Source organism: Synechococcus sp. F70.1 (assembly GCF_047502745.1).
Lineage (GTDB): Bacteria > Cyanobacteriota > Cyanobacteriia > Thermostichales > Thermostichaceae > Thermostichus.
The window spans coordinates 11,647-35,124 of record NZ_JANSJL010000058.1 but is presented as its reverse complement, the minus strand read 5'-3'; the positions used below and the strand labels follow the sequence as shown (position 1 = coordinate 35,124).

At 59.8% G+C, this 23,478-nt stretch carries 27 protein-coding genes and 1 tRNA gene; 20 read left to right on the top strand and 8 right to left on the bottom strand.

Annotated elements, in window-relative coordinates; all coding sequences use genetic code 11:
• Positions 1–205, bottom strand: a 205-nt coding sequence (locus NW860_RS06030) for an ankyrin repeat domain-containing protein (RefSeq protein WP_414513047.1), incomplete at its 3' end; no start/stop codon positions are given.
• 500 nt (positions 206–705) lie between these two features.
• Positions 706–2,115, bottom strand: a complete 1,410-nt coding sequence (locus NW860_RS06025) for a 2-succinylbenzoate--CoA ligase (protein ID WP_414513045.1) — start codon at positions 2,113–2,115, stop codon at positions 706–708.
• Between the two features lie 123 nt (positions 2,116–2,238).
• Here NW860_RS06025 and petG point away from each other — a divergent pair, with 123 nt between their 5' ends.
• From petG to NW860_RS06010, 3 genes are all read left to right on the top strand, one after another.
• On the top strand, positions 2,239–2,352 hold the full coding sequence (gene petG, locus NW860_RS06020; protein ID WP_414361271.1) for a cytochrome b6-f complex subunit V: 114 nt from the start codon (positions 2,239–2,241) through the stop codon (positions 2,350–2,352).
• Between the two features lie 72 nt (positions 2,353–2,424).
• Positions 2,425–4,050 carry a bifunctional pantoate--beta-alanine ligase/(d)CMP kinase gene (locus NW860_RS06015; protein ID WP_414513043.1) on the top strand — a complete coding sequence of 542 codons (1,626 nt, stop codon included), beginning with the start codon at positions 2,425–2,427 and terminating at the stop codon, positions 4,048–4,050.
• Positions 4,051–4,133: 83 nt separating this feature from the next.
• Positions 4,134–5,186, top strand: coding sequence for a hemolysin family protein (locus NW860_RS06010; protein ID WP_414513041.1), 1,053 nt, complete (start codon positions 4,134–4,136; stop codon positions 5,184–5,186).
• On the opposite strand, the gene NW860_RS06005 is transcribed toward NW860_RS06010, so the two are convergent.
• On the bottom strand, positions 5,183–5,464 hold the full coding sequence (locus tag NW860_RS06005) for a 2TM domain-containing protein (RefSeq protein WP_414396344.1): 282 nt from the start codon (positions 5,462–5,464) through the stop codon (positions 5,183–5,185). The genes NW860_RS06010 and NW860_RS06005 overlap by 4 nt on opposite strands.
• Before the next feature lie 69 nt (positions 5,465–5,533).
• Positions 5,534–7,591 carry an ATP-binding protein gene (locus tag NW860_RS06000; RefSeq protein WP_414411039.1) on the bottom strand — a complete coding sequence of 686 codons (2,058 nt, stop codon included), beginning with the start codon at positions 7,589–7,591 and terminating at the stop codon, positions 5,534–5,536.
• Positions 7,592–7,839: 248 nt separating this feature from the next.
• Between NW860_RS06000 and NW860_RS05995 the strand changes: the two genes are divergently transcribed.
• On the top strand, positions 7,840–8,835 hold the full coding sequence (locus NW860_RS05995; RefSeq protein ID WP_414513039.1) for a deoxyhypusine synthase family protein: 996 nt from the start codon (positions 7,840–7,842) through the stop codon (positions 8,833–8,835).
• Positions 8,836–8,881: 46 nt separating this feature from the next.
• Here the strand turns inward: NW860_RS05995 and NW860_RS05990 are convergent, their stop codons facing one another.
• Both NW860_RS05990 and NW860_RS05985 read right to left on the bottom strand, forming a co-directional pair.
• The gene (locus tag NW860_RS05990) at positions 8,882–9,670 is read right to left on the bottom strand and encodes an MBL fold metallo-hydrolase (RefSeq protein ID WP_414513037.1); all 789 of its coding nucleotides are present in this window, start codon (positions 9,668–9,670) and stop codon (positions 8,882–8,884) included.
• Positions 9,667–10,302, bottom strand: a complete 636-nt coding sequence (locus NW860_RS05985) for an anthranilate synthase component II (protein WP_099813308.1) — start codon at positions 10,300–10,302, stop codon at positions 9,667–9,669. Before NW860_RS05985 ends, NW860_RS05990 begins: the two co-directional genes overlap by 4 nt.
• Positions 10,303–10,461: 159 nt before the next feature.
• On the opposite strand from NW860_RS05985, the gene NW860_RS05980 reads away from it, so the two are divergent.
• The 13 genes from NW860_RS05980 (at position 10,462) to NW860_RS05920 (ending at position 21,025) form a co-directional block, all read left to right on the top strand.
• A complete protein-coding gene (locus NW860_RS05980; protein WP_414412040.1) occupies positions 10,462–12,873 on the top strand; it encodes a DEAD/DEAH box helicase in 2,412 nt (803 codons plus the stop codon).
• 220 nt (positions 12,874–13,093) lie between these two features.
• Positions 13,094–13,354: a hypothetical protein gene (locus NW860_RS05975; protein WP_414396333.1), complete on the top strand. Its 261-nt coding sequence runs from the start codon at positions 13,094–13,096 to the stop codon at positions 13,352–13,354.
• Positions 13,355–13,366: 12 nt separating this feature from the next.
• Complete coding sequence (locus NW860_RS05970; RefSeq protein WP_414513034.1) at positions 13,367–13,624, top strand: hypothetical protein; 258 nt, start codon at positions 13,367–13,369, stop codon at positions 13,622–13,624.
• Between the two features lie 355 nt (positions 13,625–13,979).
• Positions 13,980–14,441 carry a hypothetical protein gene (locus NW860_RS05965; RefSeq protein WP_414513032.1) on the top strand — a complete coding sequence of 154 codons (462 nt, stop codon included), beginning with the start codon at positions 13,980–13,982 and terminating at the stop codon, positions 14,439–14,441.
• Complete coding sequence (locus NW860_RS05960) at positions 14,438–16,885, top strand: site-specific DNA-methyltransferase (protein ID WP_414513030.1); 2,448 nt, start codon at positions 14,438–14,440, stop codon at positions 16,883–16,885. The genes NW860_RS05965 and NW860_RS05960 overlap by 4 nt, the downstream gene beginning before the upstream one ends.
• Before the next feature lie 10 nt (positions 16,886–16,895).
• Complete coding sequence (locus NW860_RS05955) at positions 16,896–17,072, top strand: DUF4258 domain-containing protein (RefSeq protein WP_414513028.1); 177 nt, start codon at positions 16,896–16,898, stop codon at positions 17,070–17,072.
• Complete coding sequence (locus NW860_RS05950) at positions 17,069–17,281, top strand: DUF2283 domain-containing protein (RefSeq protein ID WP_414513027.1); 213 nt, start codon at positions 17,069–17,071, stop codon at positions 17,279–17,281. Before NW860_RS05955 ends, NW860_RS05950 begins: the two co-directional genes overlap by 4 nt.
• Positions 17,282–17,284: 3 nt before the next feature.
• A complete protein-coding gene (locus NW860_RS05945) occupies positions 17,285–17,500 on the top strand; it encodes a hypothetical protein (RefSeq protein WP_414513025.1) in 216 nt (71 codons plus the stop codon).
• A complete protein-coding gene (locus tag NW860_RS05940; protein WP_414406111.1) occupies positions 17,500–17,817 on the top strand; it encodes a nucleotidyltransferase domain-containing protein in 318 nt (105 codons plus the stop codon). Before NW860_RS05945 ends, NW860_RS05940 begins: the two co-directional genes overlap by 1 nt.
• Positions 17,801–18,226, top strand: coding sequence for a HEPN domain-containing protein (locus tag NW860_RS05935; RefSeq protein WP_414396324.1), 426 nt, complete (start codon positions 17,801–17,803; stop codon positions 18,224–18,226). The genes NW860_RS05940 and NW860_RS05935 overlap by 17 nt, the downstream gene beginning before the upstream one ends.
• A complete protein-coding gene (locus NW860_RS05930) occupies positions 18,207–19,439 on the top strand; it encodes a DEAD/DEAH box helicase family protein (protein WP_414513022.1) in 1,233 nt (410 codons plus the stop codon). Before NW860_RS05935 ends, NW860_RS05930 begins: the two co-directional genes overlap by 20 nt.
• Positions 19,433–20,749: a hypothetical protein gene (locus tag NW860_RS05925; protein ID WP_414513020.1), complete on the top strand. Its 1,317-nt coding sequence runs from the start codon at positions 19,433–19,435 to the stop codon at positions 20,747–20,749. The genes NW860_RS05930 and NW860_RS05925 overlap by 7 nt, the downstream gene beginning before the upstream one ends.
• A gap of 48 nt (positions 20,750–20,797) precedes the next feature.
• Positions 20,798–21,025, top strand: a complete 228-nt coding sequence (locus NW860_RS05920; RefSeq protein WP_414513050.1) for a hypothetical protein — start codon at positions 20,798–20,800, stop codon at positions 21,023–21,025.
• On the opposite strand, the gene NW860_RS05915 is transcribed toward NW860_RS05920, so the two are convergent.
• Positions 20,977–21,288: an Arm DNA-binding domain-containing protein gene (locus NW860_RS05915; protein ID WP_414513018.1), complete on the bottom strand. Its 312-nt coding sequence runs from the start codon at positions 21,286–21,288 to the stop codon at positions 20,977–20,979. The two genes, NW860_RS05920 and NW860_RS05915, sit on opposite strands and share 49 nt — an antisense overlap.
• A gap of 153 nt (positions 21,289–21,441) precedes the next feature.
• Positions 21,442–21,526, bottom strand: a tRNA-Ser gene (locus NW860_RS05910).
• Between the two features lie 147 nt (positions 21,527–21,673).
• Between NW860_RS05910 and NW860_RS05905 the strand changes: the two genes are divergently transcribed.
• The 3 genes from NW860_RS05905 to NW860_RS05895 are packed head-to-tail and all read left to right on the top strand — an operon-like array spanning position 21,674 to position 23,288.
• Positions 21,674–22,228 carry a hypothetical protein gene (locus NW860_RS05905; RefSeq protein WP_414513017.1) on the top strand — a complete coding sequence of 185 codons (555 nt, stop codon included), beginning with the start codon at positions 21,674–21,676 and terminating at the stop codon, positions 22,226–22,228.
• Positions 22,229–22,231: 3 nt separating this feature from the next.
• Entirely contained in the window at positions 22,232–22,669 is a 438-nt protein-coding gene (locus NW860_RS05900; RefSeq protein WP_414513015.1) for an SRPBCC family protein, read from the top strand.
• Positions 22,670–22,706: 37 nt separating this feature from the next.
• Positions 22,707–23,288, top strand: coding sequence for a peroxiredoxin family protein (locus tag NW860_RS05895; protein WP_414513013.1), 582 nt, complete (start codon positions 22,707–22,709; stop codon positions 23,286–23,288).
• Positions 23,289–23,478: the final 190 nt, after the last annotated feature.

The following is a 23,478-nucleotide window of genomic DNA, read 5'->3' as shown; positions in this document are numbered from 1 at the left end:
TTGCCCCTGTAGGATCCAGAGCGTGGACAGAAGCGCCATGGGCCAAGAGCAAATCTACCAGCTCCAAATTGCCGCTGAGGACAGCTTTGTGGAGGGGGGTCAATCCCTGCCAATCAGGGGCGTTCACATCTTCCCCTTGCTGCAGATAGTCCAGTAGTCGTTGAGAATCGCCGTCAGCAAGGGCGCGGTGCAGGGCTTCACTCATAGAAGGGTTCTCGCTAAAAGTTGTTCGAATAGGAGAGCTAAGCTAAATCGGTTAGGGGCTGATAACCCAGGCAAAGTCTAACACTGGTAGCTGCAGGAACGCTCAGCGTCTAGCTGCAGTCATGATGAGAAAGATTTGAGACTCAAGCCAGGCGGATCCGGGTTAAATTTAAATGGCGGGTTAAATGGCGGGATCGGCAGGGGCACAGGCCAAGTCCGAGCCTTAAGCCAGCTTCTGCAAATTTTTCTCACTTATCCTGCCACCGCTGGATCTCTACGCGGTTCCCATTCACGCTAGGGTCGCGGGAGAAGGGTCCCGAGGCAGCACTACGACGCCCAATGACAATCCCCTGCCCAGTTTTGGGAGGTTAGGATCCCTCATCCACCCCCTAGCTTTGGCCTATCAACGCTTCGGCAACCCGCCAACGGCAGGAATAACCGGGAGCTGGCCTTTGAAGTCCGGCAAGCTCTGAGCCTTCTGAGTGTCCAGGGGGGATCTGGCTAGCTGCCTAGCGCTGCAACTCCCAACTGCTGGGCTACCCACTGCCGGAGTTGTTGGCGGTTGACCTTGCCTTGGGCGTTGCGTGGGATCCCGCTACACCATAGCCACCGCTTGGGGTGTTTGAAGGGGCTTAGTTGTTGCGCGAGGTGCCGCTTTAGGTGTTCCTCCAGCTCGTCGGCGGTCAGAGGGATCCCAACCTTGGGCACAGCCACGGCCACCAGCTGCTGTCCCCACTCCCGGTCAGGCAGGCCCAGCACCCAGACATCTTCCACCCAGCCGCTGGCGCGGATTTCCCCTTCCACCTCAGCCGCCATCACCTTTTCCCCTCCCGTTAGGATTAGGTCGTCGGCGCGGCCCAGCCAGTGGAGGTGACCTTGGGAGTCGAGGTAGCCCCAATCCCCAGGGGCAAAACCCTGCTGTTGCCACTTGCCCAGGCCCTCAGCCTCCCCCGCCAAGGGGTAGTAGCCTAGGGCCAGGGATTCGGCCCAGACGTGGATAGAGCCCACTGTCTGGACGGGTAGGGGATCCCCGGCTTCGCCCCGGATCTCCAGGCGGGCATGGGGTAGGGGTCGACCCAAGCTGTCGCTCCCTTGTAAGAAGGCTTGCGGCAGCAGCGTACATACCTGGGAGGCGGTTTCGGTCATGCCGTAGGTGAGGGCCAGGGGCAGGTACAACTGCCGGGCCTGTTGTCGCAAGCTGGGCCAGGTAGGGCCGCCGCCAACCAAAATGGCCTGGAATTGGCGCAGGCTTTCCAGCACTCTCGGCCGGGCATCCAGTAGCAGCCGTTGCAACTGGGTGGGCACCAGGGACAGGAAGCTACCCGGCAAAGGCGGATCCCAGGCCTCGGCTTGCTGCTGGCGTTTCCAATCCCAGACAATCCACTGCCCGTTGCTCAGCCAGGAGCGAACGGCCTGCATGAGGCCGCTGACGTGGTACAAGGGCAGCATGCAATAGCTATGGACACACTCCACGCCAAAGTGCTGTTGGTGGGCTCTGGCGGAGGCGCTGAGGGTACGCCAGGAGTGCACCGCCCATCTCACCTGGCCGCTGGAGCCACCAGTAGGGATCCCAATCACTGGCCAATCAGCGCTGGGCAAGATCCGCTGCCAGTGCCCCAGAGGGGAGGTGGAGGAGGTGGGATCCCCCTGCAACTGCCCTTGCCGCCAGCGCCAAGCGGATCCCAGGCCAGCCAAAGCCTGGCTCCACTCCCGTTCTCCCCAGCGGGGATTGGCCAAGAAGAGGGGGATCCCCAAGCGCTGGCAGGCCAAAACCAAAGCCCACACCTGCAGCGGATCCGAGTCTGCCACCAGCAGAGGCACAGCCTTTTCTGCCAGAGGACGTAGGTGTCCTTCCAGGTTAGACAGGCGCTCCTTCAAGCTGGGAGAGCAAGAAGAGTTGGAGGCCATCATGGCGGGGGGATCCTCAGCCTACACGCCACGGCAGTCAAAGGCCAGCGGGTACCTACAAGCCAACTCGGCAGTTTTTGGAGCATGGCTTATCATGATCTAGGTTTGGAGTAGGAGGTGTGGTTTGTGATCGAGCCCATTTTGCTGGGGATCGTCTTGGGGATGGTTCTGGTTACCCTAGCAGGCTTGTTTGTGTCGGCCTACCGGCAGTATCAGCGTAGCAATAAGATGGGTCTGTAAAGGCAGGCAGTCCAGCCAACTGGCCCTGGCCTGCAGCCAGGAAACTGGCCAAGGGGGTGAGGCGGCAAAGCCATGCAGTGGCTGCGCACGGTGGCGGCATTGCGGGAGCAAGTGGCCAAGTGGCGGGGATCCACCATTGGCTTGGTGCCAACGATGGGATCCCTGCACGAGGGGCATCTTAGCTTGATTCGCCGCTGCCGCCAGGAGTGTGACCACACGGTGGTCAGTATTTTCGTCAACCCGCTGCAATTTGGCCCCAACGAAGACTGGGAGCGCTACCCCCGCGATGAGGAGGGAGATCGAGCTCTGTGTGAAGCCGCAGGCGTGGATGTGGTTTTTGCCCCCGACCTGCAAGAAATGGGAGCGGACCCGGCATCTGCTAGGGATCGCACTTGGGTCGATCCCCCGCCCTCCCTCTTGCAAACCCTCTGCGCTCCCCACCGGCCAGGTCACTTCCGCGGGGTAGCCACCATTGTGGTACAACTGCTAAACCTGGTCCAGCCCCAGCGGGCTTACTTTGGCCAAAAGGATGCCCAGCAACTGGCCATCATCCAGCGGCTGGTTCAAGACCTGAAGATTCCCACCACCATTGTCCCCTGCCCCACCGTTCGAGAGGCGGATGGCCTGGCCTACAGTTCCCGCAACCGCTACCTCTCGGCAGAGGAACGGCAGGTGGCAGCGGGCCTCTACCGCGCTTTGCGCCGGGGCTATGAGCACTGGCAGGCCGGAGATTCCTCTGCTGAAGGGATCCTAGCGGCGGCGCGTGCCGAGCTGGAGCACACCCCTGAGCTGCGCCTGCAATACTTGGAGCTGGTGGATCCGCAAACCCTCCAACCCCTCTCGGAAGTAAAAGACAAGGGGCTCCTAGCTATTGCAGCCTACGTCGGGCAAACGCGCCTCATCGACAACTTACTTTTGGCAAGGGAGAAAAGCGATTTGCTGCCTCAAAAGGAAGAGGGGGCCCTGCGGCCTTCTCCAAAAAGGGGGCGCCGTCCCCTGATTGCCATCGACGGCCCTGCAGGAGCGGGTAAGTCCAGTGTAGCCCGAGCGGTGGCCGCTCAGCTGCAGCTGCTGTACTTGGACACAGGGGCCATGTATCGGGCTATTACCTGGCTAGCCCTGCAACGGGGGATCCCGTTGGACGACGCCGAGCAGCTCACCCAACTGGCTGCCCAAACTCAACTGAGGCTGCAAAGCGGCCCCTCGCCTGACGAACCAACCCGCATCTGGGCCAATGGCCAAGAAATTACCCAGGCCATTCGCTCTCCTGAAGTAACCCGCTGGGTTTCCCAAGTGGCGGCAGTGCCAGGGGTGCGACAGGAGTTGGTGAAGCAGCAGCGCCTCCTAGGTCGAGATGGAGGGGCCGTTCTGGAAGGACGCGATATTGGTACCTATGTCTTTCCCGATGCTGAGCTAAAAGTCTTCTTAACGGCCTCGCTGGGAGAGCGGGCGCAGCGTCGGCAACATCAGCTGCAGGCACAAGGGCAGGTAGTGTCCTTGGAAGAACTAAAAGCCCAGCTTGAGCAGCGGGATCGCTACGACAGTGAGCGTCAGATTGCGCCCTTGCGGCCTGCTCCCGATGCCATTTTGATCGATACGGATCACCTAAGCCAGGCCGAGGTGGAGAACAAAATTGTGACGTTGTACCGGCAGCTTTTGGAGAAGGCCGGCTCAGAGCAGCCCGATGCAAAAGGCTAAGCCGCGAAGTGAGGTAGCGGGATAAGGGAAGTGCCTCCCCAACGCAAACGCCTTCTCTCCGGCTCTGGGTAGTCGGGAACGCTATGGGTAGTCTGCTTCTCCTTGCCGTTTTACTCCTTGTCTCAGCGTTTTGCTCTGGTGCGGAGACAGCCATTACCGCCATGGACAACCTGCGCCTGGAGTCCCTAATCGAGGACAAGGGGGATCCGCAGGGGTTCTACCGGCTGGTTCAACAGCAGCGGTCACAGCTCATCACGAGCTTGCTGCTGGTGAACAACTTTCTCAACATTGGCATTGCTGCCCTGGCTACAACCATCTCCATCGAGCTGCTGGGATCCCCGCTGGGGGGCTTGGTTGCCACCCTGCCCACCACGATCCTGGTGCTCTTGATAGGCGAAGTGGCTCCCAAGTCCTTGGCGGTCAGCCATCCGCTGGCAGTTTTCCGCTGGGTGGTGCGACCTGTCTATGCCCTAGCGGTGCTGCTGCGCCCTTTGACCCATGCCTTCGAGTGGCTTGTTGGCAGACTTTTTCATCTCCTGGAGCTTTCTCCCTTGACGTCCACTACTTCTCTCAAGGATTTGGACACTACTTCTCTCAAGGATTTGGAACTGTTGATTGATGTGTTGGGGCAGCGGGGGCTGCTGGACTGGCAGAAGCGGCGCCTGTTCCGCGGTGCCCTAGCTTTAGATGGGCTGCGGGCCCGGGATGTGGCCAAGCCTAGAGTAAAAATGGAAACCATCTCCCACGATAAGACGCTGCAGGATGTGGTGAAACTCTGCCTGGAGACAGGCTACTCCCGCATCCCCGTCCAAGGGGAATCCAAAGACGAGATTGTGGGCGTCATCCACCTCAAGCAGGCCCTGCGCCACCTGGAGCAAGAAGGCAATGTCGAGGTAACCAAGGCGATGTCGCCGCCCTTTTTTGTCCCCGAGACCAAGCGCGTCAGCCTACTGCTTAAAGAGATGCTGCGCTCCCGCCAACACCTGGGGATTGTGGTGGATGAATTTGGCGGCACCAGTGGCCTCATCACGCTGGAGGACATCTTGGAGGAGCTGGTGGGGGAGATCTACGACGAGAGCGACCTCTCTCCCCTGCTTTTGCGGCGGCAACAACGGCAGCGCTCCGCCTCTAGCTAACTTGCAGAGTCTTCGTTGGCGGGATCCCGAAAGCTTGGGTCGTCGGGGTAGCGGGCCACAAAAAAGAGCCAAAAGCTGTGGATCCCCAAGCCTAGGCCCCACCAGCCTAGTAGAGGTAGCAGCCACGGCCAATCGGCCCGATACAGCTGTTGGAAAAACACTAGCCCCGAGGCGCTGCAGAGAAAAACAGCCAGATGAGTTGCGTAGGTGTAGCGGTCATCCAGCTTGCGAAACTCGGGATCCCGACGGGAGGGTTTGCGGGGCCAGCGCGGCGGCATGGCAAAACCGTCTAGTTAAAACTTTCTCCAGTGTAGAACATCCCAACCCCAGCCTTTTGCTCCTCAAGGTCACTGCCGCCAGCGGCAACTGGGGGGATCCGTCTCGGCTGGCTGGTCCTCAAACTCCAAGGGGCCCTCCTCAGTGTACAGGTGCAGGTCAAACCAAAAGGTGGAGCCCTGTTCCAGCTTGCTTTCTAGGCAGATGCGGGTTCGGTGCTTCTCCAGGATGTTGCGCACGATGGCTAGGCCCAGGCCAGTGCCCTCCAGGGTATGTACCCGGTTCTCCACTCGGAAAAAGCGCTCGAAAATCCGCTCCTGATCCTCCGGGGCGATGCCAATGCCAGTGTCGGCCACCGCCACCCGCACTGCCTGTGGGGCTCCATCCGGCCGAACCACCAGGTGGGCATGCACCGTCACTGTGCCTCCGGAGGGGGTGAACTTGATGGCATTGCTCAAGAGGTTGGTCATGACCTGCAAGAGGAGATCGTAGTTGCCCCACACCGGCGGCAGATCCGGATCGAGAAACTGGCGCAGCAGGATCCCCTTGTCGCGGGCTTGCAGGTGATGGGTGCGCAGGGTTTGCTCGATAACGGCGGAGATGTCAACAGCCTCAAAGTGATACTGCTTGCCCGACTCTAGGCGCGACAAATCCAATACGTCATTGACCAAACGAGTGAGGCGATCTGTTTCGCGGTTGGCAATTTCCAGGTAGTCCAGCCGCTCCTGCGGCGACATTTGCTCGCCATACTCGTAGAGGGTCTCGATGAACGACTTGATGCTAAATAGAGGAGTGCGCAGTTCGTGGCTGATGTTGCTGATGAACTGGGCTTTGGCCTCGTTGAGCTCTGCCTCGCGGGTAATATCCTGCACGGTGATGACAATCCCCTTGAGGTTTTGCCGCCGCGGGTCGGACACTGGCGAAAGCAGGATGCGGATAACCCGCTTGGTAGGGCTGGTGAGGTTGACGCGAATTTCCTCTGCCTCTTGATCCCCGCGGGCAATTTGCGTGAGCGGGCGGGCCAGTTGCTGCCGCAGATCCTCGGGCAAGAGCTCCAGCAAGGGTTTGCCCAGGACAGGCTCGCCTTCCCAGCCAAACATGCGCGAGGCAGCTGGGTTGAGCAGCAGGACCCGAAACTCGGCATCCAGCAAGATGGCCGCATCGACGATGGAAAACACCAGCGTCTCCAGCTTAGCCTTGGCAGCAGCCAGTTCCTCAATGTTCTGCTCCTCGTAGCTCTGCAGCCGCTCTGCCATCTTGTTAAAGCTGTCGATGAGTTGGGCCAGCTCCCCCCCAAAGGGCAGGTCGATGCGCTGTTTGAAGTTACCCTTGGTGATTTCCTGGACGCCTTTGACCAGCTCCTTGATGGGGTAGGTGATGGTGAGAGCGTTGACCACGGCTCCCAGGATGGCCAGAACCCACACCGCCAAAAACACCCCAATCGAGACCTCGCGCGCCAGTTGCGTAGAGCGCACCAGGGCAGGGTTGGGGTTGATGCCCAGGGCCAGGGTGCCCAAAAAGCGGCCCTGATGGTAGATGCCAACAAAAATGTCCGTCACCCGCCCGGCAGGGGTGAGGTGGGCGCGCACCAGGGGCTGGCCCTCAGCAGGCGGACGGTTGCCCGGCAGTTGCATGCGACGGGTAAGGCTGAGAGAGGTTTTCACCTCCTGGTTGGAAAACGGGATCCCGTAGTAGATGTTCCCCTCGGGGTCGGCGTAGAGCAAATAGCGGATGCTGCTGGTGCTCTCAAAGTATTGCCGCGACAGTTGGGCCACTTCACCAAGGCGCTCTTCAGCAATGAGGGGAGCAACATTGGCTGCCAATAGCAACCCTAGATCCCGGCCAAAGCGGGCCTCGTTAAAGCGGGCATCTTGCTGCACGGTGCTGACGGCCCAGAAGGTGAAGCTGCTCACCACCAGCGAGACCACCAGCGTGGCCACAAAGAGCAACTGGGTCTCCAAGCGCAGCTTGTATTTCCAGCGCGCCCACCAGCGCCGCAGGGATCCCAGGGGAGATTGCACTTGGGTTGGTTCTGAGGTGGCCGGGGCAGGAGGCACTGGCTCTGGAGAAGCGGCCTCAGCAGTTGCGGCAACCGGCTCAGCCGGCTCGGCAGTGCTGACAGGAGGCATGGATCCAATAGCAACCCTGGAGAACACTGTCGCCACCATTCTGACATGGGTTCCGACCAGGGCTGAGAGAAGGCTAAATCTTCCGCAAAGAATCCCGAGCCCAAGTGCAAAGAACTATGCCTCTTCCGTCGGCTCGCGGAGAAGTGACGCCTGGGGAGGTTGCTCGCAGTGGTGTTGCCGACGCACCGTTTCACCAGCAGCAAGAGTTGGTAGAATTAGAGATTGTGCTTTGCAAAAGCAAATCCAGATTGCCGGAAACTCAAACCGTGACCCGCGGCCCTGTCAGCCAATTTATCGAGCATCACTTTCGCCACTTCAACGCCGCCGCCCTGGTAGAAGCGGCCAAGGGCTACTCTGCCCACTTGGAAAAGGGCGGCAAGATGATGGTGACCTTGGCGGGTGCCATGAGCACGGCGGAGCTGGGCCTTTCCCTGGCGGAGATGATTCGGCAGGGCAAGGTGCACGCCATCTCCTGCACTGGCGCCAACCTTGAGGAAGACATCTTTAACCTCATTGCCCACGACTTCTACGAGCGGGTGCCCAACTACCGGGATCTCAGCCCGCAGCAGGAGCAGGAGCTGCTGGAGCGGCACATGAACCGGGTAACGGATACCTGCATCCCGGAAGAGGAGGCGATGCGGCGCCTAGAAAAAGCTCTGCTGGAAGAGTGGATAGCTGCCGACCAGGCGGGGGATCGCTACTTCCCGCACGAGTTCATCTACCGCATCCTGCGCAGCGGCAGGCTGGAGCCCTACTACCAAATTAATCCCCGGGATTCCTGGGTTTACGCGGCCATGGAGGCTGACTTGCCCCTCTACGTGCCGGGCTGGGAGGACTCCACCACCGGCAACATGTACGCTGCCCACTGCATCACCGGCGAGATCCGCAATGTCCACACCGTCCGCACGGGCATTGAGTACATGATCCACCTGGCCGATTGGTACACACGCACCTCAGCGGAGTGCTCCGTCGGCTTCTTCCAGATTGGCGGTGGCATTGCCGGAGATTTTCCCATCTGTGTAGTGCCCATGCTGCACCAAGACCTAGGCCGCAAGGGGATCCCCCTGTGGGGCTATTTCTGCCAGATCAGCGACTCTACCACCAGCTACGGCTCCTACTCGGGGGCGGCGCCCAACGAGAAGATCACCTGGGGCAAGTTGGGGGTCGACACACCCAAGTTCGTCATCGAGTCGGATGCCACCATCGTGGCGCCTTTAATCTTTGCCTGGGTGTTGGGGTGGTAAAACTCCCAGGCTGACGCCTACAGCCCATCGCCTGCGCTGCGTGGCCTTACTGCTCAAAGTACAGGATGGCCATCCCTTGCCTGGGCAGGGCTTGAGCCGAAAGTAGCAATGGGTTGCTGAGGGCAGGTTGTGCGACAGCGGGGGGAAATAGGCGCAAAAACGCCTCCAGAGGCAACAGCTCGCATTGGGACTCCTCGGCGGCGGCGGTGCGATACATGGTGGGGATGACCAACTTGGGCTGCAGCGCTTCGATGGCTGCCTTGGCTGCCTTGGGATCGTAATTCTTCGGCCCACCTCCCACCGGCACCAACAACAGGTCAGGGCGAGAGAGCAAGATGGACTGCTCCCGGCCAATGGGCTGCAGTGCCCCTCCCAGGTGGACAATGTCGATCCCGCCCATGCGCCAGCGCCAGCCTACGTTGAGGCCAAAGCGGGGGCCCCGCGGCATGCGCACCCCCTGCACGCGGATCCCGTCGATGAGGTAGTCGCCTGGCTGAAACAGCACTTTGGGGTTGCCGGGCACCACGTCCAAAGCTCCCTCGTCCAAAAGGCGGCTGCTGAGGAGCACCAGATCGGCAGCGACGCGGGGGGGAGGGTAGCCGGCTGTACAACCGGCTGGCCGAAAGGGGTTAACCAGAAAGCGCTTGCCCTCCCCCTCAAACAAAACGCAACTGTGGTGCAGCCAGGTCAGCTGCAGGCCCTGGGCGCTGGAGCCGGGGGTAAACTCCAGGGATCCCCCTGGAGAAGGATCAGTTTGCGCCCTTGCCCATTGACCCCCTGCGGCGAGGGATCCCAGCAAGCTGGCGCTGGCTTGCAAAAGTTGGCGACGCTTCATCGGGTGGGGATCCTTGACACAACCCCGGCAGCCGCCGGCTGGAGCAATCCCGAGGTAGGGATCTGGGCCAAGCGCAGGAAGTTGCTCAGCAGGCGTTTGCCCTCCGCGGTCAAAATGCTCTCCGGGTGGAACTGCACGCCCTGCACATGAAGATAGCGGCGGTGGCGGATCCCCATAATGATGCCGTCCTGAGTTTGGGCCGTCACCTCTAGTTCGTCAGGACAGGTGGAAGCCTCAATCACCAAGCTGTGGTAGCGGGTTGCAACAAAAGGCTGGCTCAGCCCCTCAAACACTCCCACCCCTCGATGATAGATGAGGGAAGTCTTGCCGTGCATCAGCTCAGGTGCGCGCACGATCCGACCGCCGTAGACCTGTCCAATGCACTGGTGACCCAGACAGACGCCCAAAATCGGCAGCTCCGGTCCCAGCTCGCGGATCAACTCCAGCGAGATGCCGGCATCTTCGGGCCGTCCTGGCCCTGGAGAAATGACAACCGCCTGGGGACGCATCTGGCGCAGCTGGGCCACTGAAATCTCGTCATTGCGAAAAACTCGTACCCCCGCGCCTAGCTCCCCCAGGTATTGCACTAGGTTGTAGGTGAAGCTGTCGTAGTTGTCGATGACAACCAGCACGATGGCACCCGGCAACGGCACCCCATTTTAGCATTGCCCAGGCTTCAGGGCCCGCAACCCGGAGCCAACACCCAAATCCAGCTTGTATCCTGGAGGGTATAGCACACAAGCAGCAGCAAGGTGGCTAGCTTTTAGGTTGTTTTTGATTTTTCAGATCCCATGAACTTGCTTCTCTCTCCGGCGACCGACCTGCTGGACGAGTTGCGCAGGCTTTTCCCTTTTGAGCTGGATGAGTTTCAGATCCAAGCGATTCAAGCTCTGGCCGCTGGGGAATCGGTGGTGGTCTGTGCGCCTACAGGATCCGGCAAGACCCTGATTGGAGAGTATGCCATCCACCGGGCCTTGTCCCAAGGCAAGCGGGTTTTCTACACAACCCCTCTGAAGGCTCTTTCCAACCAAAAGTTTCGCGATTTCAGCCAGCAATTCGGCCCGGAGCGGGTTGGCCTCCTCACCGGCGACATCTCCATCAACCGGGAAGCGCCGATCTTGGTGATGACCACCGAGATCTTCCGCAATATGCTCTACGGCACGCCGCTCTCTCTGGCTGTCCAGCGCGGGCCCTACGGCAGCGAGAGGGATGCGTGGGAAGAGGCGGAGGCTCTAAGCCGGGATCCCTTGCGGGACGTGCAGGCGGTGATCCTGGACGAATGCCACTACATGAACGACCAACAGCGGGGCACTGTCTGGGAAGAGGCAATTATCTACTGCCCTGCCCACATCCAGCTTGTTGCCCTCTCGGCCACCCTGGCCAACAGCGACCAGCTTACCGACTGGATGAACCAGGTGCATGGCCCCACGCGACTTGTCGATTCCAGCCATCGCCCAGTGCCGCTGCAATTTCACTTTGCCAATCGCAAAGGGCTGTTCCCCCTGCTGGAGCAAACCGAGTCAGGCCAGTGGGTTTGCAATCGCCGCCTGAGAAGCAAGCCCTCCAAGTCAGGCCAGGCTCCCTACGGAGAAGTACCGGATATGGCCCAGGTGGTGGAAAACCTGCGCCGACGGGATATGCTGCCGGCCATCTATTTCATCTTCAGCCGCAAGGGCTGTGACCTGGCGGTGGCCAGTTTGGGAAACTTGGACTTAATTAGCTCTGAAGAAGAGCGGCGGCAGTTGGCCGAGCAGATCGACCGTTTCTGCCAGGAAATGCCAGAGGCAGTGCGCCGGGATCAACTGGATGCCCTCTACCGGGGCATTGCCGCCCACCATGCCGGCCTGTTGCCCGCCTGGAAGGGTCTGGTCGAGCACCTGTTTCAGCAGGGGCTGGTGAAGCTAGTTTTTGCCACCGAGACGCTGGCTGCCGGGATCAACATGCCCGCCCGCACGACGGTGATTTCCTCCCTCTCCAAGCGCACCGACAACGGCCATCGCCTTCTAACTGCCTCTGAGTTTATGCAAATGTCAGGGCGGGCTGGACGGCGGGGCAAAGATGTGATTGGGCATGTGGTGACCTTGCAATCTCCCTTTGAGGGGGCGCAGGAGGCAGCGCGGCTGGCCACGGCAGGAGCGGATCCCCTGGTGAGCCAGTTTACCCCCACCTATGGCATGGTGCTGAACTTGCTGCAGAAGCACTCTCTGGAGGCGGCCCGGGATCTCATCAACCGCAGCTTTGGCCAGTATTTGCTCTCGCTGCAAAGGTTGCCCGAACAACAGGAGCTCCAGCGCACTCGCGCCGAGCTGGAGGAAATTGACCGCCTCCTGGAGGGGATTTCCGACGAAGATATCGCCCGCTACGAGAAAATGCAGGCGCAACGGCGGGAAGAGCGGCGCCTTTTGCGCTATCTGCTCAAACAGCAGGAAGCAGAACCGGATCCCACCCTGCGCCTATTGGCCTTTCCCCACATCCAAGCCCAAGAGGAGAAAATCCGCGCCCTAGAAGCCCGCATCCGCGCCAACCCTGCCCACAGGGTCGGGAAAAAGCTGCTGGGTTTACAGGAAAAGCGCCAGCGCCTGCTCAAGCGCCTCCAGCACTTGGAGCGCCAGAGTGAGTCTGTGCAGGAGTTGCGCTGGCAGCAATTTATGGCCCTGGTGGGCGTGCTGCAGGAGTTCGACTGTCTGCAAGGGTATCAGCCAACAGTTAGTGGGGAAGTGGTGGCTGCTCTGCGAGGGGATAACGAGCTCTGGCTGGGTCTAGCTCTGCTCTCTGGCGAATGTCTAGGCTGTGCCCCCCATCACTTGGCTGGGGTCATTGCTGCTCTGGTGGCCGAGCCTCCCCGTTCAGGTACCTACAGCCGGCTGCGGACTTCTGGGCTAGTTGAGGATGTGCTGCATGGCTTGCGAGGCCTGCGGCGGCAACTGTTCCGCAGCCAACGTCAACACCAGGTGTTTCATGTGCCAATTGGGTTTGAGCCCGATCTGGCCGGGATCGTGGAACACTGGGCCCAAGGGATCCCCTGGGAAAAGCTGGAGGCCAGCACCAACCTGGATGCTGGGGATATTGTGCGCCTGATTCGCCGCACCTTGGATTTGCTCTCTCAGATCCCCCACATTCCTCATTTGCCAGCGGAGCTGCGGGAAAATGCCCGCGAAGCCCAAAAAATGCTGGATCGCTTCCCGGTGAGCGAGCTGATCTAGCAGCACTTTGGCGAGGGTGGGATCATAAGCCCTTGCGCGGCAGTGACTTTCACTACCACCCTGTCCGGGTTAAGGCCTAAGCGAATGGCCTCTTCCCAGTGGCAGGCTAGAATCCAGCTAGCCTCTCCCCTCCGATGAGCACCTGTATCAAACAGGCTGAGCGCGATGGCCGCCTAGCCTCCACCCAGTCAAGTCCGTCCACTTGCGCGTAGTAGCCAATATGCACTTCGACTCAGTTGAAGACTTTGAGCGCTGGATAGAGGATCTGGTAGCTGGCAAGATTGAGCCGCCCAACTACCACGACATTCGCCACGCCAGCCGCGAAGACGCAGAAGAGTGTTTGCGGCTGCAGCAGGAGGAAGCCCGCAAGCTGGGGCTAGATCCGGAAGAGGTAGTGCTGCTGCAGGATCCCTTCAGCGGGGAGTGGCTAGTCCTTGTCCCCTGGAAGCAAATAGAAGCCGGCCTGGCTCAGTTTTGGTAGGTGGACTCAGCTATGAGTGAGAGCAACAACCAACAGCCAACTCTGGCCGACGTTTTGGCAGCGGTGGAGCGGCTTGATAAGGAGCTGCAAGAGATCCGCTCAGACCTCGCTGCCACCTGGCAAGAACTGAGGGATGAGGTGCGACGGTGGGATGAGCGCTTCTTCGAGTTCGCCAAAGACACCGCCAACCGCGCCAACACGCTCATCGCCAGCGCTGCTATTACGGTCATTGCTGGTACTTTGCTGTTGATTCTGAGGGAGGGGAGGTAGCTGTGGACACTCAAAGCCTCAGGATCCCGACTGGGTTCGCTTCCCAGTCCCCGACATGGAAACAGCTTTGACCCGCCAAATAAACGGAAAGGGGATACGGGAACAGGATCGGGGGCGGGGCTAGCTCCCCTTAGCAGAATTTTTGAGTTTGTGATTCAGGGGCTAACAACGGCATGCCTCTGGAGAGGGGCGCTAGCGGGCCGTAGACCTTAGCAGGAAGAGAGCAGAAACCCGACAGACGCTGCGCTACCCACAAGTAGGAGTGTTTGTTAGCCTCTTGTAGGTCTTTCAGAGCGGTTTGGTCTCAAGCTAGCCTTCCTAGTAAGCCCACGACGCAACCAACAGGCAGGACTGGATGGCAGGCAAGAAGACCAACACCCAACGCTCAATCGAATCCTACGAGCACCGGGACAAACAGCGGCTCAACAACCCGCCTGTGGGACTGGTGACGCCTGAGAACGACCGGGACGCGGGGCAGAAGAAGAAGACCTACGCCTACGACCCGCACCTGGATCCGCAGCTTGTCTGGGCTGGCAAGGCCGAGCACACTTCGTTCGAGGTGCCCACGGTTTCGCTCCACGTCCACGAGCGGATTGACCCGCGCACCATCATCGAGGCCGTGCGCAAGAAAAACGACCAAGCTGGCCCGGTACAACTGGGGTTGTTTGAGGAAGAACGCAAGGAGCCCCTGCGCCAGGCCATCGAATTTTACCAGCACAAGCATGGCTGGACGAACCGCCTAATTGCCGGCGATTCGCTCTTGGTGATGAACTCGCTCTTGGAAAAGGAGGGCATGGCCGGCAAGGTGCAGATGTGATCTACTTTGACCCGCCCTACGGCATCAAGTACGGCTCCAACTTCCAGCCCTTTGTGAATAAGCGCGACGTCAAAGACGGCAAGGACGAGGATTTGACCTCAGAGCCGGAGCAGATCAAGGCCTTCCGCGACACCTGGGAGCTGGGCATCCACTCTTACCTCACCTACCTGCGCGACCGCCTGCTTTTGTGCCGGGAACTCCTCAGCGAGAGCGGCTCCATCTTCGTGCAGATCAACGACGAGAACCTGCACCTGGTGCGCTGCCTGCTGGATGAGGTGTTTGGCAGGGAGAATTTTGTGGCGGCGATTGCCTTTAGGAAAAGCGGGGGATTCCCTGGTGCTCAGCTAATCGCCGCGGCGCATGATTTTCTACTTTGGTACGCGAAGGAGAGAGCTCAAGTAAAGGCATACAAGCTTTTCGCGCCGAAAAACCCAGAGATTCTTGCAAGGTACGACCATCTGGAAGTAGACCTTGACCAGGTTGTGAAAGTAGGGAAAGTGGATGTAGGCACATACGTCTCATTTGATGTGGGGCGCAGGTTGGCTGTTGATGACCTCTCATCACCTGGGCCTGGCGCGAATCCGACCCCACTTGAATACCAAGGACGGGAATATCTGCCTACGCCGGGATGCAATTGGAAAACCACTGCGGAGGGTCTCCGCAGACTTGCTCACGCAGACCGACTGTATCCGAAACAGACACGTGTCTTGTACAAGCGGTACGCCGACGACTTTCCCGGTTCTGCAATGGATACCGTATGGCAGGACACCCAGATTGGCGGATTTGCGAGGGAGCAAGAGAAGCTTTACGCAGTCCAGACTGCTACCAAGGTCATCGAGCGTTGTATCCTGATGACCACCGACCCGGGCGACCTGGTCTTCGACCCCACCTGCGGCAGCGGCACTACGGCCTATGTGGCTGAGAAGTGGGGACGGCGCTGGATCACCTGCGACACCTCGCGCGTGGCGATTACCCTTGCCCGTCAGCGGCTGATGACCGCCGTGTTCGATTACTATGAACTCGCGCACCCGCAGGAGGGGGTGGGCAGCGGCTTTAAGTACAAGACGGTGCCGCACATCACGCTCAAGTCCATCGCCAATAATCCGGAAATCGACGACATCTACGCGCGCCTGCACCCGGCGGTGGAGGAGGCCCTGGCTGAGCTCAACGCGGCGCTAAAGGGCCAGGCGGTGAAGTTTAAGGTGACCCAAGGTGGCCGGGCTGGCCACTTTGTGGACTTTGCTGCGCCCGACACAGAAACCTTCACCATGCCCGCTGGCCAGGTGGTTAAGGTCAATGAGCTGGTGGAATGGGAGGTGCCCTTTGAGTTTCCCGCCGACTGGCCGGAAGCTGCCCGGACGCCATTCGAGCGATTCCATCAAGCCCGCCGTGCCCTGCGAGCAGCCATCGATGAGGCCATTGCCCGCCACGCGCCGCAGGAGACGCTTTACGACCAGCCCTTCGTGGACAGGAAGAAGGTGCGGGTGACAGGCCCGTTCACCGTGGAAGCAGTGCCAGCCCCAGCGGTGAAATCGGTGGATGAGATTTTGGAGCCCAAGCCCGAGCCGGCAGATGCCTCGATTGCCCGCTCCGGCGAAACACTGCGTCAGGAGGAATGGCGCGACGAGCTGCTCAAGACGGGTATCCGCGGGAAGAACGGGCAATACATCCGCTTTGCCCGGCTGGAACCGCTGCCCGCCTGTCGTTGGCTCCATGCCGTGGGGGAAACGCGGCCCAGCGACGAAGGGGCAAATACCGTGCGCGAGTCGGCGCCTGCCTACGACCCCCTGCGCGTGGTGGTCTCCTTTGGCCCGGAATATGGCCCGCTCGAGCAACGGCAAGTGGAGCAGGCCTGGGAAGAAGCGCGGATGCTCGTCCCACGGCCAAAACTGCTGATCTTTGCCGCCTTTCAGTTTGACCCGGAAGCGGCGAAAGACATTGACGAGATGAAGCCGGATCTGGCTGGAATGCAGTTCCTCAAAGTGCAAATGAACGCTGACCTTTTGACCGACGACCTGAAGAAAAAGCGCGCCAGCAACGAGTCCTTCTGGCTTATTGGGCAACCGGATGTGTACCTGGAACGCATTGCCGACGGCGAGGACAAGGGAAAGTATCGCGTTTCAGTTCTCGGCTTCGATTACTACAACACCAAGACCGGCCAGATTGAATCGGGCGGGGCAGATAGAATTGCCCTCTGGATGCTCGACACCGACTACGACGGGCGCAGCCTCTACCCGCGCCAGGTGTTCTTCCCGATGGCAGGCGAGAAGGAGGGCTGGGCAAAACTAGCTCGCAATCTCAAGGCAGAAATCGATGAGGAGCGGATCGAAGCTTACCGAGGCACGGTGTCGCTGCCGTTTGCGCTCGGTGAGCACCGACGCATTGCCGTCAAAATTGTGGATGACCGGGGCATTGAGAGCCTGAAGGTTTTGGCGATCCCCTAGTGGCGGAGACGTGGACTACGTTCTGACAGAGCATGCACAGGACGTGCTGAAGAAGCGGCAAATCCCCATCGCCTGGATGGAACAAGCATTGACTGCCCCTGAGGTAACCGAGGCTGACCCGGTGGACGCTGACCTAGAACATCGTCTCGCGCGCATCCCTGAATATCGAAGGAGGACTATCCCATGAAGTTAAAGGTGGATCGACGGGCCGATGCGCTTTACTTGACGCTCAGTGAATCGCCTTCAAGTCGTTCTGAAGAAGTCTCGCCCGGCATCATCGTGGATTACGACGATCAGAACCGCGTTGTCGGCATCGAGATGCTGTATTTGTCAAAGCGCGCGCCAGAGGCCGATATTCAGCGACTGTTGTTCGAGTTTATCCCGGGAGCTGCTTGAAGAGTGGCTATTGCCATGCCCCGCACCACCATCGACCGCTTGATTATCAACTCGCCTTACGAAGAGCCGAAATACCACTGGCACTACGACCGCAAAACGCGCACCCTCGAGCTGGTGGAGGGCCGCCGCCCGGCGGGCTACGTGGTGGCGACGCCATGCGCCCAATCTATCGGCGACCGGGGCATTGAGAGCCTGAAGGTCGTAAAAGTGGATCCATGATGGACGAGCAAGCTCTGCAAGAAATTGTTCAACGAATCGTGGCAGTAGCGCAGCCCAGCCGCATACTTTTGTTTGGTTCCTATGGCCGTGGCGATGCCGACGCTGGCTCTGACGTGGATCTCATAGTGGTCGAACCAGAAGTGCCCGACCCGTATAGCGAAATGATCCGCTTGCACAAAGCTGTAGGCTCGCTTGGCCCAGGGATCGATCTGCTGGTTTATTCTGAGGCCGAATACCAACGGCGCAGTCAGGTGCCGGGCACGGTGCTGTACTGGGCACGCAAGGAGGGAAGAGCCCTCTATGAAGCCCCATCTTGAAGAGGCCTGGCGATCCCTGCGCTTGGCGGATCGCGACCTCAAGGCATTTGAAGTGTTGAAAAAAGACCCCGAGGTTCACCCTGCTATCCTCTATTTCCATGCCCAGCAAGCGGTAGAGAAATCTCTCAAGGCAGTCTTGTTTGCCCAACAGATTGAATTCACACGCACCCATGACCTGGTCAAGCTAGCGCGTCTGCTCAACGACCGGGGCATTTCGTTGCCGGTTGGGGAAGATCAACTCCGTCAACTCAACCCCTTTGCTGTTGCCTTTCGCTACGACGACACAGAATTTGCGCCTATTCCCCAACAAGAGGTGGCAAGTCTGCTGACAGAGATTCGCTGTTGGGCAGCGGAAGAAGTCAGTGCAGCAACGGAACGGGAGAAAGGCGATGGCCCGGACTACGATTGACCGCTTGATTATCAACTCGCCCTACGAAGAGCCGAAATACCACTGGCACTACGACCGCAAAACGCGCACCCTCGAGCTGGTGGAGGGCCGCCGCCCGGCGGGCTACGTGGTGGCGACTCCCGGTTCAAAATCTTTCGACGATCCGGGCATCTTCGTCGAGATCCCGCTTGTCAACCAAATTCGACCCCGCGTCAAAGCCTGGCGCGAGGCGGGCTATCCCGGCGTTACCACCATCACCAGGCGGCTCTTGGAGTACTGGCACGACCCCGAGGAGTTCGACAGTCGCTTTTTCTTTTGCCAGTTGGAGGCGGCAGAGACGCTCATTTGGCTGACCGAGGCGCCGCCTGCCGAGCGGGTAGGCATTGAGATCCCAGGTGACGGCGGGGCCTTCTTGCGTCGGTGCTGCAAGATGGCAACGGGTACGGGCAAGACCATCGTAATGGCGATGGTGATTGCCTGGCACATCCTCAACAAGGTGGCCAATCCCCAAGATGCGCGCTTTTCGAAAAACGTGCTGGTCATCGCGCCGGGACTGACGGTGAAGCAGAGACTGGCTGTCCTCGAGCCAGCCGCCGAGGGCAACTACTATGAGGTGTTTTCCATCGTGCCCCCCGCCTTCCTGGATAAGCTTCGCCAAGGGAAGGTATTGGTGCGCAACTGGCACGCCCTGGCTTGGGAAAGCGAAGAGCAAATCAGGGAGCGCAAAAGCGTGGACAAGCGCGGCGTCAAAAGTGACGAAGCCTATGCCCGTGAAGTTTTGGGCGAGATGGCAAATGCTTCCAATCTGCTAGTCATCAACGATGAGGCGCACCACGCCTGGCGCGTCAACCAGGAGGCTGAAGGGAAGTACTTGCGCGCTCGCGACCTGAAAGACAGCGCTGCGGAAGCCACAGTCTGGGTAGGCGGGCTGGATCGTCTGCATCGCTCACGAGGCATTCTGACCTGCTACGACTTTTCCGCCACCCCTTTTGCACCATCGGGAAAAAAGAGCAGCGAGGAGACCCTGTTCGGCTGGATTGTCAGTGATTTTGGCCTCAACGACGCAATCGAATCCGGCTTAGTCAAGACGCCGCGTGTGGTGGTGCGCGACGACGCCGTGCCGGACGCCAAAACCTACAAATCCCGTCTCTACCACATCTACAACGACCCAGAAGTCAAAGACGACCTCAACCGCCGCGCGAACCCCACGAGCCGCTGCCGGATCTGGTGCTGAACGCCTATTACCTGCTGGGTTACGACTGGCGTGAGACATGGAGAGCCTGGAAAGCGGCTGGCCTGCCCACGCCGCCTGTGATGATCACCGTCTGTAACCGAACTGAGACAGCAGCGCGGGTCAAGCACGCCTTCGACTCGCGGAGCATTCACATCGACGAGCTATGCGACCCGGAGCGAATCCTGCATATCGACTCGAAGGTGCTAGAAGAGGCTGAGGCAAAGGAAGAGTCCGCGGTAACAGTAGAGGCGTCGAACGAGACCGAGGAGGGGGAGGAGGAAGAGGCACCCGTCGAGCGCAGGCTAACCAAGGCAGAGCAGGCAGAACTTTTGCGGAAGATCGTAGATACGGTTGGCAAGGTGGGGCAGCCAGGCGAGAAGATCCAGAACGTCATTTCCGTCGGGATGCTGAGCGAGGGCTGGGACGCCAAGACGGTGACGCACATTATGGGGCTGCGGGCCTTTACCTCGCAACTGCTGTGCGAGCAGGTTGTAGGCCGGGGCCTGCGCCGCACATTCTACGAGATCAACCCACAGACCGGGCTGCTTGAGCCCGAGTACGTCAACATCTTCGGCGTGCCTTTCACGTTCTTACCGCATGAGAGTAGCGGAGATGGCCCGCCACCGCCGCCAACGCCCAAGACTGCGGTAGAGCCGGATCCAGCCAAAGCGGAGTTTGAGATCCGCTGGCCGAATGTGGTGCGTATCGAGCGCGTACTTCAGCCAGTATTGACTCTTGATTGGTCGAAGGTGCAGCCCTTGGAGCTGAACGCGGCCCAGACACCGCAGGTGGCCGAACTGGCACCAATTCTCGAAGGCAAGCCAGACGTAACTCAAATCAGCCGCATCGAACTGGAGCAGTTGGCCCGGGAGTTTCGCACCCAGCGCATCATCTTCGAAACTGCCCGGAACGTGTTCGATCAAATCAAGCAAAGCTGGAAAGGCAGTCGCGAAATCTTGCTGGCGCAGTTGGTGCGGATTGTGGAGCAGTTCATTCGCTCTGACCGCATCTTGATCTCCCCACCTCTTTTTTATCAGGACGAACTGCGCCGTCGGTTGATCATCACCCTCAACATGTCACGGATTGTGCAACATGTGTGCGAGGCGGTGCGGCAGGAAAACACAGAGCGGCTTACTCCAATCTTCGACCGCGATCACCCTATCCGCTCGACGGGCCAAATGCGTACCTGGTACACGAGCAAACCCTGCCAACGCACGCGCAAGTCACACATCAACGTCTGTGTCTACGACAGCACCTGGGAGGCGTCGGACGCTTTCGTCCTGGACAATAGCAGTGCCGTGAGCGCCTAGGCAAAAAACGACCATCTGGGCTTCGAGGTGCCTTACGTCTATCGTGGCGTGGTGCGGAAGTATCGGCCAGATTTTCTTGTGCGGCTTGCCAATGGCGACATGCTCATTCTGGAAACGAAGGGACAGGACACTGAGCTAGACCGGGTGAAGCGGTGCTATCTCGAGGAGTGGGTGCAAGCCGTCAATACGCATGGCGCGTTCGGTCGCTGGCAGTGGAAGGTGGCCCGTCACCCAGGCGAGATACGGGACATTTTGTTGCAAAGCCTGGAGCAGTAGGAAGCTGGAACCCGAAAGGCTTGTGAACGTGTTGATAGCAGCCAACTGCTGGGCCCCCCGTGCATACTGCGGCCCTCTCTCAGAGGGATGTACGGATATTCGCCAAGGCTGAGCCGTCTTTCCTGGCCCCGGAATCGGTAGCGAAACCGCCAGAGCCTCGACCCGTTGGGCTTCACCTCCAAGTACAGCCTTCTTTTGTCCGGCAACTGGCAGGGCTTGTCCTTGGGTTTGGCATTCCTGATAACTATCTCCGACAGAGCCATGTCCCGCCCTGGCTTTTGTGTCCCTGGTCATGTCCCACTTCAGCCCGGATTACGGTGGATTTTGTCAGTCTATCTTGGACACTGAAAAGCCCGGAAGCCCTTCTAGACAAGGGCTGGCTGGATCTGGGTGGATGTCATCGGACTACGTAGTAACGGAGAGGGTGGGATTCGAACCCACGGTGGCTTGCGCCACGGCAGTTTTCAAGACTGCTTCCTTAAACCACTCGGACACCTCTCCACTCTATCCCTGGCAGGGATCTGCAGCCTTACCTATCTTAGGCTCTGCAATTGCCTTTGTGCAGCCGGGGAGCCACCCCCCTGACAACAACTTGTGAGCAAGAACAGGGATCCGCTATAACCCACCTGAGGGATCCCTGGCTGACCGATGAGAGGACACTTTTGCCCAGCCCAGGTGCAACTTCTAGCTTGTCTGGCGCCGGTGTTGCTGACCGCCTGTCGACTCCTGCCGTCTACAGAACCTCCTGCCGCTGCCCAGCCGGATCCAGTGCTGCGCCACATCGGTGAAGATGGCACCCACTTTGAGGCTTCTGTGGGCGATACCCGCGCCCTTCCTCCCCACTTCCCGCAGCAGTTGCGTCTACCCAACGCCACCGTCGTCTCTTCCGGGCAGATTTGGGATCAGGAGGGGGGGGTGGCTTCCTTGATCCTGAAGACCTCTCAGCCTCTGGAGGAGATTGCCGCTTACTACCGCCGCACCCTCTGGGGCCGGGGCTGGGATCTCCTCTCCGATGTTGAGCAGGCCAACGGCATCCGCACGCTGGTGTTCGAGTCTCCCCCCCGCCCCGACAGACCACTCCAGCAGGCAGTCATCCAGCTGGGATCCCCTCGCCGCGGGCCGGATCAGGTGGAGTACCGCGATATCTTGATTTTGCTGAGTACCATTGCCCCTGTTGGCGAAGCGCCGCCTGCTGCTCCTTAGAGCATGCCCGTCTATACCCAAGCAATTGCAATTGCCGCTGGCGTGGCCCAGGTGGAGCGCTGCCTAGTCGACCCCGAGCTGATGCGGCGCTGGCTTAACCCCCTTTTGGGATGTGAAGCCCTGGGATCCCCCACGGGACAATTGGGTAGCCGCTACCGCTTTTTCCTACGCCTGCCTCTAGTCTCCCCCAGCTTGGACTGCGTGATTGTCGAGCGCGCCGAGGGCCTGGTGGAGTGGCAGTTCGAGGGTTTTTTTCAGGGCACTGACCGCTGGGAGTGCCACCCCCAAGCGTCGGGGACGCTCTTGGTCAACCGCTTTGAGTTTTGCATCCCCAACCCCTGGGTAGCGGCAGGGTTTCATCTCGTGGCAGCAGACCTGACCCGGCACGACATGCGGGCGCAACTGCGGCGGCTAAAGGCAGTAGCCGAGGCTTTGGGTTAGGCTGGTGGCAGGGAGTAAAGAAACGTAAAAAACTGCTATGACCAGCAACAGCGGCTTGTTCAACCGTCGCTTCTTCGAAAACTTCATCCCCCAGCCAGCCAACAACTCTCTGCAGATTGGCGAGCTGGCCCCCGACTTTGAGCTGCCTAACGTGCAAGGGGATCCCGTGCGCCTGTCAGACTACCGCGGCCACAAGCCGGTGGTTCTGGCCTTTACCCGCATCTTTACGGAAAAGCTCTTCTGCCCCTTCTGCTACCCCCACATCCAGGAGCTAAAGGCCCGCTACGAAGAGATCCGGGCGCTGGGAGCAGAGCTGCTGATGGTTACCAGCACCGACCCGGTGCAAAGCCAACAGATCCAAGCCGACCTGCAACTGCCCTATCCGCTGTTGGTGGATCCAGAGTGCAAAACTTTTCGGCTCTACGGCGTTGGCCAAGCCCTAGGGGCGCCCCTGCCGGGCCAGTTTGTTGTTGATCGCGAAGGGAGGCTGCGCTATAAGCACCTCTTCTCCTTTGCCGAGCCCAACGCCAACACTGACGAAGTGCTGCGGGTCTTGCGGGAGGGGCTGACCAGCGGCTGGGACGGGACTCGTCGCGTGGCTCCAGTGCCCTTTTTCTAGGCGGTTTCTAGGCAAGCTGGGAAGAGGAGGGAAAAGGGGTGGTCCTTGCGCGGCTGGCCCAGAACAGCGCCCGGCAGGCGGAGATCCTGGGACTACATGCGGCGCTTGCTCTCCTTGGGCAGGGCGGAAGAGCCACAACTGCCGCCGCCTCTGGTGCTGCGCAACATCCTGGTGGATTTGGGGCCGGTTT